A 14,211-nucleotide genomic window follows, 5' to 3' on the forward strand; every position below is an offset into this window, starting at 1 on the left:
GCTCTATGATAAAAAAGCGTGTGGATGTGATTACCCTGGGTTGCTCAAAAAACCTGGTGGATTCGGAGTTGTTGATTAAGCAGTTTCAGGCAAACGGCTATCTGGTGGAGCACGATTCGCCCAACCCGCAGGGCGAAGTAATCGTCATCAATACCTGTGGCTTTATTGGAGATGCGAAAGAGGAATCGATCGAGACCATTTTAAACTTTGTGGAAGCCCGCAAACAGGGTAAAATATCCAAGCTCTTTGTAATGGGCTGCCTCTCTGAGCGCTACTTCGATGAGCTGGGAAAAGAAATTCCGGAAGTAGATAAGTTTTACGGTAAGTTCAAGTGGAAGGACCTCATATCGGAGATGGGTATTGCGTATCGGGCCGACTTGAAGAATGAGCGCAGTTTGACCACCCCGGGCCATTATGCTTACTTAAAGGTGTCGGAGGGTTGCAACCGCAGTTGCTCGTATTGCGCCATTCCCATCATAACCGGTAAGCACCAGTCGCGCAGCATCGAAAGTCTGGTAGATGAAGCAGAGCGCCTGGCCAAAAAAGGGGTTAAAGAGTTGCAGGTAATTGCCCAGGACTTGTCTTACTATGGAGTCGACTTGTATAAGAAACAGATGTTGGCTCCTCTGATTCGCGAACTCTCCAAGGTCGATGGCATTGAATGGATCCGCTTGCATTACGCTTATCCGGCAGGTTTTCCTATGGATGTGCTGGATGAGATGGCTCAAAACCCCAAGGTTTGCAAGTACATGGACATCGCCCTTCAGCACATATCTGATCCTATGCTGACCGCCATGCGCAGAAAGGTGACCCGGGAGCAGACCTATGCGCTCCTGCACAAAATGCGCGAAACGGTGCCGGGTATTCATTTGCGTACCACCCTTATTGCCGGACACCCCGGTGAAACAGAGGCCGATTTTCAGGACCTGATGGCTTTTGTGGAGGAAATGAAATTTGAGCGTTTGGGGGTGTTTCCCTATTCGCACGAAGAGGATACTTATGCCTACCGTCATTATGAAGACGATGTAGATCCCGAACTCAAGCAGGAACGTGCCGATGCACTGATGGAGCTGCAAAACGGCATCAGTCGCGCCCACAACGAGGCCAAGGTGGGACAGGTGCTCAAAGTCATCGTTGATCGGGAAGAAAACGGCTATTATGTGGGACGCAGTGAGTTCGACAGTCCCGAAGTAGACCCCGAAGTACTGATCAGCAGTACCCGGGCATTAGCACCCGGTACTTTCTACAAAGTACGAATTACCGGGGCAGAAGATTATGATTTATTTGCCGAAGTGGCGGAGTAATACAAGTCTCGTTTTTAGCAAGGGCCTATGGACACTTTTATGCTGGTGGTAAATTTGTTGGGCGGCCTGGGAATTTTTCTCCTGGGCATGGAGTTGCTGAGCGCCGGATCCAAAAAGCTGGCCGGCGGTAAACTGCGTTACATTCTGGACCGTTTTCTGCGGTCGAAACCAGGCGGAGTAGCCTTTGGCGTTTTGCTGACCCTGCTTTTCCAAAGCAGCAGTGCCGCCTCGGTGGTGCTGGTAGGCTTTGTAGATGCCTCGCTCATTACTTTTACACAAACCTTACCGGTACTCCTGGGTACCGGCATCGGTACCACCATTACCACGCAGCTGATTTCCTTTAATCTGGGCGATTACGCCTTGCTGTTTGTCGGACTGGGCTTCTTTATAAAGGCCTTTGCCAAAGGCAGGTGGAGCGATGTGGGGCAAATCATCCTGGGCTTTGCCATTCTCTTTTTTGGGATGAAGCTGATGGCCGACGGGATGGCGCCCTTGCGTGAAATGCCGCGCTTCATTGATTTGTTGCTGCATCTCGAACGCCCCTGGGCCGGCTTACTCACAGGCATGGTGCTGACAGCCATGATACAAAGCAGTGCCGCCTTTATCGGCATATTGATTACCCTCACCACCAGTGGATTAATCACCTTTGAGGCGGCTTTGCCCCTAATATTGGGCACCAATATTGGTACCACGGTTACGGCACTTCTGGCCTCATTAACCGCCTCTTACCCGGGCCGAAAACTGGCTGTTGCCAACGCACTTTTTCGTTTTTTAGGCGCCCTCTTATTAATCTGGTTTTTGGGTTATTGGGCCCAGGCCACGTATTGGATCAGCGGTCAGGCTGCGTCCAATGCCCGTCTTTTGGCCAATGCGCATACCCTGTTTAATCTGATGATGGCCCTGGTCTTTTTGCCCTTTACCGGACTCATAGGTGCACTGGCCGGCAAGTTGGTGAAAGCCCCGCGCAAGAAGTCCGTACATTCGCTCCAATATTTAAACAAGGACTTGATGAGCAGTCCCGACTTATCGCTGCCCTTTTTGCAAAAAGAGGTTCAGGATATGGGCGAAGTGGTTTACAGTATGGTTAAAGCCTCCATGCGTCCGTTTTTTGAGCGGGATGCTGCGGCGGTAGATCAAATAAAAAAATGGGAAGAAAAGGCCGATTTTTATCGGGAAGCCATCAATGATTTTCTGGTGAAAATGAATCAGAAGCACCCCATTGAGAACTGGTCGGAAGACTATTACCGGATGCTGCATGTGGTTAATGAGCTGGAACAAATAGCCGATATTGTGGCGGTTAACGTGGTGCGGCAAGCCGAAAAATGGTTGCAGAACAACATACAATTTTCGCCCAGCGGGAAGAAAGAATTGGAAGATTATCACGCACGCTGCCTCAAGCAATTGGAGCGGGCTCTGGTATTGATGCACCACTGGGACCCGGATCAGGCCCTGCGCATGAAAAGGAAATACCGCAAATATGCCCTTATGGCTTTTGATTTCGAACGCCAGCATTACAAACGCTTACTCACCCCCAATACCACCTCCCTCGAATCGAGCAAGGTGCATATGGAGCTTTTAAACTTATTGCGCATCATCAACAGTCGCGCCACCAACTTCGGCCGCCTGGTTTTTATGCGGGAGGCCCACGAGCCCATGCCCGAATAATTACGCAATACTGTGGCCCCAGTTTAATTTTGTTTGCGGCAGCCGGGTATTTTTTTATCTTTGTGTGACTGCAATTGAAGGCAGTTTTTGCTTCTATGGAATACATTGTTTCAGCACGAAAATATCGGCCGGGCACCTTTGCCTCGGTGGAAGGGCAGGAGAACATTACCACGACCCTTAAAAACGCCATAAAAAATGAGCAGCTGGCACATGCCTATTTGTTTTGCGGTCCACGCGGGGTAGGCAAAACCACTTGTGCACGAATTTTTGCCAAAACCATTAATTGCCAAAATATCGGGGCCGATTATGAGGCCTGTAACGAATGTGCGTCCTGCAAATCCTTTAACGAGAACAAGTCCTTCAATATTCACGAACTGGATGCGGCGAGCAACAACTCGGTAGACGATATCCGCCTCCTTATCGATAAGGTGCGCATCCCTCCACAAATGGGCAAGTACAGCGTTTACATCATCGACGAGGTACACATGCTGTCGTCCCAGGCCTTTAATGCTTTTCTAAAAACCCTGGAAGAGCCACCCAGGCATGCGGTGTTTATCATGGCTACCACCGAAAAGCACAAGATTTTACCCACCATTCTGTCGCGTTGTCAGACCTTCGACTTCAACAGGATAGCGGTAGAAACGGCGGTGGCGCATTTGAAGTATGTGGCCGGCAAGGAAGGTGTTACCATCGAGGAAGAGGCGCTTAACGTAATTGCCACCAAGGCCGATGGTGCCATGCGGGATGCCTTGTCCATATTCGACCAGATTGTGGCCTTTAGCGGTAAAAACATCACTTACCAACAGGTCATCGAAAACTTAAACGTACTCGATTACGATTACTATTTTCGGTTGACCGAAGCCTTTTTGAAGGAAGATGCCACCTCCGCGCTTTTGATTTTTAATGAAATATTGAATCACGGTTTCGATGGCAGTCACTTTTTAGAGGGGATGGCCAGTCACCTGCGTGATTTGATGATGTGCCGCGATCCGCAAACCGTTAATTTGCTTGAGGTAGGTGCTTCTATAAAACTGAGGTATCAGGAACAGGCCCGGGTCTGCGACAACGACTTCTTGTTTGAGGCTTTGAAAATCACTACCTCCTGTGAACTGAACTACAAAGTAGCCCGCAATAAGCGTCTGCATGTTGAGTTTGCCCTGCTTTCTTTGGCTCGCATTTTGGCTGAAAAAAAAAAGCACTTGAATTAGCAGAGAAAAGAAAAAAGGCGGCCACAGTTAAAGCGAATACCCCATCCGGTACTCCTGTTGCCAGTCCTTCGCCAGTTCAACGTGCCCCCCAACAAAGAATTTCCAGTGTTTCGGTTAAGGCCCTGTTAAAGGGACCTGGTAAAAGCGCCGCGGGGAACGGCAGCGACACTCAAAATTCGGAAAATACACAGGAGAGCCCTGCAGGAAACAGCCTCCGGCTTCGCGAAGCTGTTGATCCGGAAGCACTTGATCTGGCCTGGCGGGCTTATGGTAAAACGCTGGAGCAAAACGATCCACGTCTTTTCAGCATCATTTCGAACAACCCGCCCGTTCTTATAGACAAGGAGCGCATCCGGGTTGAACTGACCAGCAGTCTCCAGCAGGACGATTTGCTGCGTGTAAAGCCCCAGTTGATGTTGTTTTTAAAAAAGGAAGTCAAAAATGATTTTCTCGAATTGGAAACAGCCATAAAAACAGAAGAGGAGGAAGGTCCACGAAAAGCATTTACTGCCACAGAAAAGTTGGAAGCCATGATGCAAAAGAATCCGGCCCTGGCGCTACTTCGGCAGCAATTCAATTTGGATATCGACTGATTATTTTTGTTTTTTATTGCAACAATTCAGCCTTCGGTTTGTTACAAAATGTGAATCCGATTAACTAACTAAATCATAATATAATTCTGATACCATGAGCAAAATTAAAGTGCTGAATCCGGTGGTGGAGCTGGACGGGGATGAGATGACCCGCATCATCTGGAAGATGATTAAGGAGGAGCTGATTCTTCCCTATGTTGATTTGGACATCAAGTACTACGACCTGGGGATGGAGCATCGCGATGCCACCAACGATCAGGTGACCATTGATGCAGCCCACGCCATTCAAAAATATAATGTCGGGATCAAGTGTGCCACCATCACGCCCGATGAAAACCGTGTGGAGGAATTTGGATTGAAGAAGATGTGGAAGTCGCCCAACGGAACCATTCGTAACATCCTCGGCGGTACCGTATTTCGCGAGCCCATCATCATCAAAAATGTGCCACGCCTGGTTCCCGGTTGGGAGCATCCCATTTGCATTGGCCGTCATGCCTTTGGCGACCAGTACAGAGCGACCGACTTCCTGGTAAAGGGCAAGGGCAAGCTGACCATTACTTTTACGCCTGAAGACGGGGGCGAAGTACAGTCCTACGATGTTTACGATTTCGAGGGCGACGGGGTGGCTTTGGCCATGTACAATACCGATGAGAGCATCACCGGTTTTGCCCACAGCTGTTTCAACCAGGCCATCAACAAAAAATGGCCCCTTTACTTGTCGACCAAAAACACCATTCTTAAAAAGTACGACGGTCGTTTCAAAGACATCTTTCAGGATGTTTACGAGAAGCATTACAAAGGTAAGTTTGAGCAGTTGGGCATTACCTATGAACACCGCTTGATCGACGACATGGTGGCTGCGGCCCTTAAGTGGAACGGAAACTTTGTCTGGGCTTGTAAAAACTACGACGGCGATGTACAGTCGGACACCCTGGCCCAGGGCTTTGGTTCTTTGGGACTGATGACCTCGACCCTGGTAACGCCCGATGGCAAGACTATGGAGGCAGAGGCAGCGCACGGAACCGTGACCCGTCACTACCGTCAGCATCAGGAGGGTAAGCCCACCTCAACCAATCCCATTGCCAGCATTTATGCATGGACACGGGGACTGGCTTTCCGGGGCAAACTCGACAACAATCAGGCTTTGATTGATTTTGCGGAGAAGCTGGAAGCCGTTTGTGTAGAGACGGTAGAGAGCGGTCAAATGACCAAAGACTTGGCACTGACCATTCATGGTAAGGATTTGAAGTCGGAACATTACCTGACTACCGAAGGCTTTATGGCTGCCATCAAGTCACATCTTGAGTTGAAGATGGCGAAGTAAGGATATCAGATAAGGATATTCGGTCTCATTATAAAGAAAAAGCTGCCTTCGGGCAGCTTTTTTTGTTGGGGCAAATCAGCTTTTGAGCATCATTAAGCCTGACCCAGAGCCTGCTTTATTTTCAGCTCACACTCCTGCACCAGTTCTTCGGCTTCCCGCTTCCCGGGCTCAAGGGGCGGCAACACCCGGTAGGTCAGCTTTTGCCCAAAAAGCAGAGGAAAGTAACCTTTCTTCATTAAGTCCGAATGTCCCTCAATAACAAAGGGAACCAAAAGGGCAGAGGGCGCTGCTTTCAGGAGGGATTTTACACCGGCCGACTGGAAGGGTTTAACCCGGCCGTCGCGGCTTCGGGTACCCTCGGGGTAGATGCAAACGGCATAGTTGTGGGCTTCGACGTAGCGCCCCAGGCGAACGATTTCACGGATGGCCTGACTGCCTTTGCTTCTATCTATGAGGGCCGAACCGCTGCGGCGCAAATTGTAAGATATGCTGGGAATACCTTTGCCCAGCTCTATTTTCGAAACAAATTTGGGATGCCAGGCATTGAAACCATAGACAAAAGCCTGGATGTCGAAAATGCTCTGGTGGTTGGCTACAACTACCAGAGGACGGTCTTTGGGCAGCAGCTCAAATCCTTTGAAGCGGATGCGTGCACCCAGCAAAAACAAGCCTTTTACCAAAAAATAATTAAGTATGCCCACACTCTTTTTATGGGCCTTATAGCCCCCCAAATGCCAGGACAATACCTGAATGGGATGAAATAGGGCCAAAGCCAGGCCAAACCACAGGTAGTAGAGTGGGGTGAGCAGATAACCAAGGATGATTTGCATAACTATTCAAAAAAATCATACAAAAAAACAACAATAAAACTGTTTCTACAAGTCAGAAAACGCTGGCTAATTTAAAATCAAAACAAAATAGGGGGTAACAGCAGTTTTTTTTAAACATTTTTCAGAACAACACCAACACTTTTAACTATTTTGACAGCTGTTGTTGAAAATTCACATTGTAATTATATTCATCTTTTTCACTTAAACCATGGATCAGAATTCAAGTCCCCAAGTTAAATTTTTCAGTGGAGAACAAATCCCTGTAGAATTACACAAAGTCAGAATCGTTCAAAAGTTACACCTGAAGCCCATTGACGAGCGCCTAAAGGCCATTAAACAAGGAGGATTCAACACCTTTTTACTGAATACGGCAGACATCTTTTTAGATATGCTCACCGATAGTGGCACCAACGCCATGAGCGACAACCAACAGGCTTCGATGCTGCAGGCAGACGATGCCTATGCAGGTTCACAAAGCTTTTACCGGATGGAGGCAGCCATTAAGGAGGTATTTGGTAAAGAACTGGTATTACCTGTACACCAGGGTAGGGCGGCTGAAAACGTTATTTCCAAGACTTTTATCAAGCCGGGAGATGCCATTCCCATGAATTATCACTTTACCACCACCAAGGCGCATATGGAGCTTAATGGTGGCGAGATCTTTGAAATTTTCACCGATGAGGCACTTAAAATAAAAAGCAAGCATCCGTTTAAGGGCAACATCGATATTCAAAAGTTGCGTGAGCTGATTGCGCGTTTCGGCAAGGAACACATCCCCTTTATCCGCATGGAAGCCTCGACCAACCTGATTGGTGGTCAGCCCTTCTCGATTGCAAATATGCGTGAAGTGCGTAAGGTGGCCGATGAATTCGGCATAATGATGGTACTGGATGCCAGTCTCATTGGCGAAAATGCATGGTTTGTTAAGCAGCGGGAAGCAGAGTTTGCCACGACCAGCATCAAGGAGATTCTGCGTACCATGTGCGGTATCTGCGACATTGTTTATTTCTCGAGCCGCAAGGTAAGTTCGACACGTGGTGGTGGCATTTGTACCAACAACAAGGATTTGTATATGAAAATGCGGGATTTGATTCCGCTTTTCGAAGGATTTCTGACTTATGGCGGAATGTCGGTACGCGAAATTGAAGCGATGGCGGTAGGTTTGTACGAAACCACCGACGAAACCGTGATCAGTCAGTCACCCGGTTTTATCGAATATGCAGTAAATGAAATGGATCGCCTGGGCATTCCTGTGATTACACCTGCCGGGGCCCTGGGCGCCCACGTGGATGCCATGAGCTTTTTACCACACGTACCACAAAGTGAATACCCTGCCGGAGCACTGGCTGCAGCTTTGTACATTGTTTCAGGTTGCCGGGGTATGGAAAGAGGCACCATCTCGAGTGTTCGCCTCGAAAATGGAGAAGATTTGTTGGCCGATATGGAACTCTTGCGTTTGGCTTTCCCGCGCAGAGTGTTCACCCTTTCGCAAACCAAGTTCCTGATCGACCGAATCCACTGGTTGTACAACAACCGGGAGCTTATTGGCGGACTCAAATTTACCGAAGAACCTAAAGTGTTGCGTTTCTTTATGGGACGCCTGGATGCTGTTTCCGACTGGCCCGAAAAACTGGTGGCCAAGTTTAAGCAGGATTTTGGAGACAGTCTCTAATACCTTCTTTACCCCTCTATCCAAAGTGGGCAAGGCTATGAACGCAAGTTCACAGCCTTGCTTTTTTTATGGGTAATTGCTATCTTGAAAAACAGTGCACTCCCGTGCTTCGACCAAAATTGTAAATTTTTCGGCTGTAAAAAACAAAAAGCCTGTAACGCTGTTAATAGGATAGTTTCAAAACAAGCGCTTTGTTTTATTTAGACTTGTTTAATATAACCCAAAGCGCTATTTTTGCGCACCAATTTATTGAGAGGTAAGAGAATAACGTTAAAACACACGGAATAAAAGCATTAGAATCAACAAAAAATAAATCTTTTCAATATGTCTACATTTGATATCCTTATGCCCAAAATGGGTGAGAGTGTTGAAGAAGCCACCATCACCAAATGGTTTGTAAAAGTTGGTGATACCGTGGAAGAAGACCAGGTTTTGCTGGAGATTGCAACCGACAAGGTTGACTCTGAGATTCCTTCACCCGTTGCCGGTGTGATCAAGGAGATTAAATTTGAAACCGACGCCCTGGTGCCGGTAGGTGAAGTAGTGGCAGTTATTGCCATGGATGGAGAGGGTGCCGGAGACGAGTCGGCCGAGGCAGAAGCAAAGCCGGCTGAAGAGAGCAAAGCGCCTGCCGCTGAGCCTGCTGCCGCAGCGCCCGCAGAAAGCAGTGCCGATTTTAAGGACAGCGACCGTTTTTACTCCCCCCTGGTAAAGAGCATTGCTAAGGAAGAACAAATTTCTGTGGCCGAACTCGATGGCATTAAAGGTTCAGGCAAGGACGGCCGAGTGACCAAGGAAGACGTGCTCGACTACCTGAAGAATCGTGGCAGTCAACCCGCAGCCAAAGCTGCGCCTGCCGCCAAGGCCGAAGCGCCAAAAGCCGCCGAAAAACCAGCCTTTAAGGCGCCAGAGGTTAAGGCCGGAGCCAACGACGACATTGTTGAAATGGACCGCATGCGTAAGCTGATTGCCGACAATATGGTAATGTCGAAGCAGGTTTCACCGCACGTAACTTCTATTGTTGAGGCGGACGTAACCAACCTGGTGTTGTGGCGCAACAAGCAGAAAGATGCCTTCCTTAAAAAATACGGTGAAAAGCTCACCTTTATGCCCATCTTCACCCAGGCCGTTGCCAAGGCCCTGCGCGATTACCCCGGCGTAAATGCCTCAGTCAGCGGCAACAACATCATTTACCGTAAAAATGTGAATGTGGGTATTGCCGTGGCACTGCCCTCGGGCAACCTGATTGTGCCGGTAATTAAGCAGGCCGACCAGAAGAATGTAGTAGGCTTGGCCAGCGACATCAACCGTTTGGCCGATCAGGCACGCAACAATAAGCTTTCGCCCGACGACATTCAGGGAGGCACCTTTACCATTACCAATTTTGGCTCCTTTAAAAACGCCATTGGTACACCCATCATCAATCAGCCCCAGGTAGCCATTTTGGCCACCGGAACCATTGAGAAGAAACCCGCCGTGCTCGAAACAGAGGCCGGGGATGTTATTGCCATTCGTCACAAAATGTTCCTGTCGCTGTCGTACGACCACCGTATTGTAGATGGGGCACTGGGCGGATTTTTCCTGCGTAAGGTGGCCGACTATCTCGAGGAGTGGGACATCAACACCGAATTGTAATCAAGGTTGTACTAAAATATTGTAGAAATGAAGAGCAATGTTCCTGTAAAATATTCTATAAAAAAGACCGATAAGGACCTTCTGTTGAAGTGGTACCACCTGTTGTTTTTGGGACGCTCGCTCGATGAGCGTGCCCCCAACTACCTAAAACAAGCCATCGGCTGGTCGTACCACGCACCGGCAGCCGGACACGACGGCATTCAGCTGGCCATTGGTCAGATGTTCCGCAAAAACAAAGACCATTTGTTTCCTTACTACCGCGACCTGCAGACCTGTGTGGCGGCAGGGATGACTGCCGAGGAAATCATTTATAATGGTATTTCGAGAGACGCCGATGTAGCTGGTGGTGGCCGACACATGTCGAACCACTTTGCCAAGCCTGAGTGGAACATCCACAACGTGAGCAGCTGTACGGGTAACCATACCCTGCACGCCAGCGGGGTGGGACGCGCCATCAAAGCTTACGGCGAGAAAGATGCCGTAGTCATCAGCAGTCAGGGCGAAAGCTCCGTATCCGAAGGCTACGTTTACGAAGCCATTAACGGCGCCTCCAACGAAGAATTGCCCGTAGTCTTTGTCTTCCAGGACAACGGTTACGGTATTTCGGTACCCAAGGAAGACCAGACGGCCAACCGTAAGGTGGCCAAAAACTTCGAAGGGTTTAAAAACCTGCATATTTTGTATTGCAACGGCAAGGACGTGTTTGATTCCATGAACACCATGGAAGAAGCCGTAGCCTGGGCAAAACGCGAACAAAAGCCCGTATTGGTGCATGCCAACTGTGTGCGCATTGGCTCACACAGCAACAGCGACCGACATGAGCTGTACCGCGACGAGAATGAGCTCAGCTACGTAAGGGAGTATGATCCCCTGGCCAAATACCGTCGTTTGTTGTTGCGTTACAATCGGGCCACCGAAGAGGAGTTGAAAGAAATAGAGGAGAAGGTTACAGCTGAGGTTAAAGCCGCCCATAAAAAGGGCATTACCGCCCCGCAGCCCACGCCCGAATCCATCTATGATTTTGTAATTCCGGAGCCCTATGCAGCCGACAAATATCCCGATGGCCTGCACAATTCGGAAGGTGAAGCCAAAAAGTTTATCGAAGCCCTGAACGAAACCCTGAAGGCAGAATTCCGCCACAACCCCGACACCTTTATTTGGGGGCAGGATATTGCGAATAAGGACAAGGGAGGCATCTTTAACGTTTCCAAAGGATTGCAGCAGGAATTCGGTAAAAAACGCGTGTTTAACGCACCCATTGCCGAAGACTACATTATGGGTACCGCCAACGGTATGTCGCGTTACAACAAGGACATCCGAATAGTAGTAGAAGGGGCTGAATTTGCCGACTACTTTTGGCCGGCCATGGAGCAGTTTGTAGAAACTACCCATGAGTACTGGCGGACCAAGGGACAGTACTCGCCCAACATTACCGTTCGTTTGGCTTCCGGAGGATACATTGGAGGTGGTTTGTACCATTCCCAAACCATTGAAGGCGCCTTGGCCACCTTCCCGGGTGTAAGGGTCGTTTATCCCTCTTTTGCCGATGATGCAGCCGGTTTGCTGAGAACGTCTATGCGCTCAGAGGGTATGACACTGTTTTTAGAGCCCAAAGCCTTGTACAACGCTCCTAAGGCCGCCACCCCTGTGCCCGATGATTTTGAAGTGCCTTTTGGCAAGGCACGCATTCGTCGCGAAGGCAAGGATATGACCATAATCACTTACGGCAACACCACTCATTTTTGTCTGGAAGCAGCTGAAAAGTTGGCCAAAGAGGGCATTGCCGATGTGGAAGTACTTGATTTGAGAAGTATTTCGCCCCTGGATACCGATGCCATCATAGCCTCGGTTAAAAAGACCTCAAGAGCCATGATCGTGCATGAGGACAAGGTTTTTGCCGGTTTTGGAGGTGAAGTTGCCGCAACCATTTCTGAAGTGGCTTTTGAATACCTGGACGCCCCCATCAAGCGTGTAGGTTCAGCTTTTACTCCAGTTGGTTTCAACCGCATATTGGAGGCAGCGGTACTGCCCAATACCGACAAGATATTGACGGCAGCCAAAGAAATGCTGGAATACTAAATCAATCGTAAACCACAGAAGAGAATAATATGAAGAAGGTAGGCATATTTTACAGTTTTCGCTCGGTAAAAACCCACCAGCAAGTGAAGAAAATGATCAAACTGCTGGGTGCAGACAATTGCGAGGAAGTCGATGCCGACGTGGCTACTTTGGAAGATTTCAAAAAGCACGACAACTACATTTTTGCTGTTCCGACCTGGTTCGACGGGGAGTTACCCAACTATTGGGATGAGTACCTACCCACCATTGAGGACGAGTCGTTCAAAGGCAAGAAATTCGCTATTTTTGGCGGAGGCGACCAGAAGAACTATCCCGAAAACTTTGTGGACGGTGTAGGAATTATGGCCGAGTTCATCGAAGGGCGCGGAGGTAAAGTTGTTGGTTTTACTTCAACCAAAGGATACAGCTACGAAGGATCCAGAGCGGAACGGGGCGATCAGTTTTGCGGTTTGGCACTGGACATCGAAAACCAGGCTGCGCTAAGCAACGAACGCATAGAAAAATGGATCACCGATATCCAAAAGGAGTTTTCTAAAAAGAAATAGTCCTTAGTACATACTTATTAAAGGGGGTCAGTCTGCTTCGGCAGACTGACCCCCTTTTTTTTTGATTTCAGGTACATAAATAAGTCCGAAACGGATTTTTCTGACAAATGGCAAATTCCCTACCACGGTTAATTGACGGAGAATACACCTTGTTCTGCGAGCCTTCGTTATGATAAATCATTTAGTTTATAGCGCATCGGTAAAGTAGTCCAGGATCCTATAGATGGGACTCCCTGGTGATTTGGAGCCGGGCGGGGGACAGGGGAGGACTATAAAGGCGCATGCAGCGGTGTGATACACTTGTAAACAAGAGAAATTAGCTATCTTTCATCATACAAAGCAAACAATAATAGGTTATAAAAATCACATAACCAGTAATTTACAATAATAAGGAGAAGCGTTTGTTTAATTAGATCGGGAGGGAAGATGAATAATTATTCAATCACGGTCATTCTGCAACAAATCTATAGGGTTAATTTATTAAAAACCAGTATTTTAATAATGCCAGATAAACAATTCCTTTATGACTGGGGGACAAGTGGTCGCAGCATGCTGAAAGAGAGGGGTAAATAAAGACAATATCCTAATGTGGGCAGGGCGTTTAAGCAGGTTTGCCCCCCCCGACAATCTAAGTTATGCCAAGAACATGAACATTTGTATTACGCTTATAATATGCAGATTAAAACACCACACCTCCAGTATTTTTTCCAAGCGTGAATCTGCTCTTTTAAGAATGCAGAAAATAGTGCGCAGCAGGTTACATATGTAACAAAATGAATGGAAGATTGCGTTTTGTATTTTGTAAACTTCATGTTATATTTGTAAACTATTTTCCTCTGCAAAACCGTCATGATGAAACAGCGTTTACAAGTTTTATTGGAGCAGGAAGGTCTCAGTCCTGTCCGCTTTGCCGAAATCGTAGGTGTACAACGATCCAGCGTAAGCCACATCCTTTCGGGACGCAACAATCCCAGCCTCGATTTCATACAAAAGATCCTTGAGGCCTTCCCTAAGGTGAGCAGCGACTGGCTTATAAGCGGCAAGGGAAGTGTTTATAGGGACCAGTCGGCTTCTGTCAATACAGTCCCTAATCAGGCCTCAAACATTCCATTTTCGGCGCCAAAGGCGGGGCAAACCGACTTGTTTTCTGCTGCCAGTCCTACAGAGAATGCTGTTCCGGAGCTAAAACAAGAACCGGCTTCCACCATTGCAGCGACCATTGGAACTGCCACCGAAGCGGAAATTGAACAAATTGTCGTGTTTTATAAGGACAAAAGCTTCCGCAGCTACCTCCCGAAAGGCTAATATTATTATGCCGGCTGCGTAAAAAACACTAAATTTGTGCAGTTTTCCTCT

Annotated in this window: 11 protein-coding genes; 10 read left to right on the plus strand and 1 reads right to left on the minus strand. The window is 48.2% G+C overall.

Annotated elements, in window-relative coordinates:
- Positions 1 to 5 precede the first annotated feature (5 nt).
- From rimO to B4W65_RS07835, 5 genes are all read left to right on the plus strand, one after another.
- Positions 6 to 1,304: a 30S ribosomal protein S12 methylthiotransferase RimO gene (rimO, locus tag B4W65_RS07815; RefSeq protein WP_088654586.1), complete on the plus strand. Its 1,299-nt coding sequence runs from the start codon at positions 6 to 8 to the stop codon at positions 1,302 to 1,304.
- Positions 1,305 to 1,331: 27 nt separating this feature from the next.
- A complete protein-coding gene (locus B4W65_RS07820; protein ID WP_088654587.1) occupies positions 1,332 to 2,969 on the plus strand; it encodes a Na/Pi cotransporter family protein in 1,638 nt (545 codons plus the stop codon).
- A gap of 95 nt (positions 2,970 to 3,064) precedes the next feature.
- Positions 3,065 to 4,177, plus strand: a complete 1,113-nt coding sequence (locus B4W65_RS07825; RefSeq protein ID WP_088654588.1) for a DNA polymerase III subunit gamma/tau — start codon at positions 3,065 to 3,067, stop codon at positions 4,175 to 4,177.
- Between the two features lie 413 nt (positions 4,178 to 4,590).
- Complete coding sequence (locus B4W65_RS07830) at positions 4,591 to 4,770, plus strand: hypothetical protein (RefSeq protein WP_088654589.1); 180 nt, start codon at positions 4,591 to 4,593, stop codon at positions 4,768 to 4,770.
- 94 nt (positions 4,771 to 4,864) lie between these two features.
- Positions 4,865 to 6,094, plus strand: coding sequence for an isocitrate dehydrogenase (NADP(+)) (locus B4W65_RS07835; RefSeq protein WP_088654590.1), 1,230 nt, complete (start codon positions 4,865 to 4,867; stop codon positions 6,092 to 6,094).
- Between the two features lie 92 nt (positions 6,095 to 6,186).
- Here the strand turns inward: B4W65_RS07835 and B4W65_RS07840 are convergent, their stop codons facing one another.
- Complete coding sequence (locus B4W65_RS07840; RefSeq protein WP_088654591.1) at positions 6,187 to 6,924, minus strand: lysophospholipid acyltransferase family protein; 738 nt, start codon at positions 6,922 to 6,924, stop codon at positions 6,187 to 6,189.
- Between the two features lie 208 nt (positions 6,925 to 7,132).
- Here B4W65_RS07840 and B4W65_RS07845 point away from each other — a divergent pair, with 208 nt between their 5' ends.
- The 5 genes from B4W65_RS07845 (at position 7,133) to B4W65_RS07865 (ending at position 14,160) form a co-directional block, all read left to right on the plus strand.
- Positions 7,133 to 8,596 carry a tryptophanase gene (locus tag B4W65_RS07845; RefSeq protein WP_088654592.1) on the plus strand — a complete coding sequence of 488 codons (1,464 nt, stop codon included), beginning with the start codon at positions 7,133 to 7,135 and terminating at the stop codon, positions 8,594 to 8,596.
- A gap of 324 nt (positions 8,597 to 8,920) precedes the next feature.
- Entirely contained in the window at positions 8,921 to 10,231 is a 1,311-nt protein-coding gene (locus B4W65_RS07850; protein WP_088654593.1) for a dihydrolipoamide acetyltransferase family protein, read from the plus strand.
- Positions 10,232 to 10,258: 27 nt separating this feature from the next.
- Positions 10,259 to 12,310 (plus strand): alpha-ketoacid dehydrogenase subunit alpha/beta, encoded by a 2,052-nt coding sequence (locus B4W65_RS07855; RefSeq protein WP_088654594.1) that lies wholly within the window; start codon positions 10,259 to 10,261, stop codon positions 12,308 to 12,310.
- 29 nt (positions 12,311 to 12,339) lie between these two features.
- Entirely contained in the window at positions 12,340 to 12,855 is a 516-nt protein-coding gene (locus B4W65_RS07860) for a flavodoxin (protein WP_088654595.1), read from the plus strand.
- Between the two features lie 849 nt (positions 12,856 to 13,704).
- Positions 13,705 to 14,160 (plus strand): helix-turn-helix transcriptional regulator, encoded by a 456-nt coding sequence (locus B4W65_RS07865; RefSeq protein WP_240509513.1) that lies wholly within the window; start codon positions 13,705 to 13,707, stop codon positions 14,158 to 14,160.
- Positions 14,161 to 14,211: the final 51 nt, after the last annotated feature.

This window comes from Geofilum rhodophaeum, from assembly GCF_002210225.1.
GTDB lineage: Bacteria > Bacteroidota > Bacteroidia > Bacteroidales > Marinilabiliaceae > Geofilum > Geofilum rhodophaeum.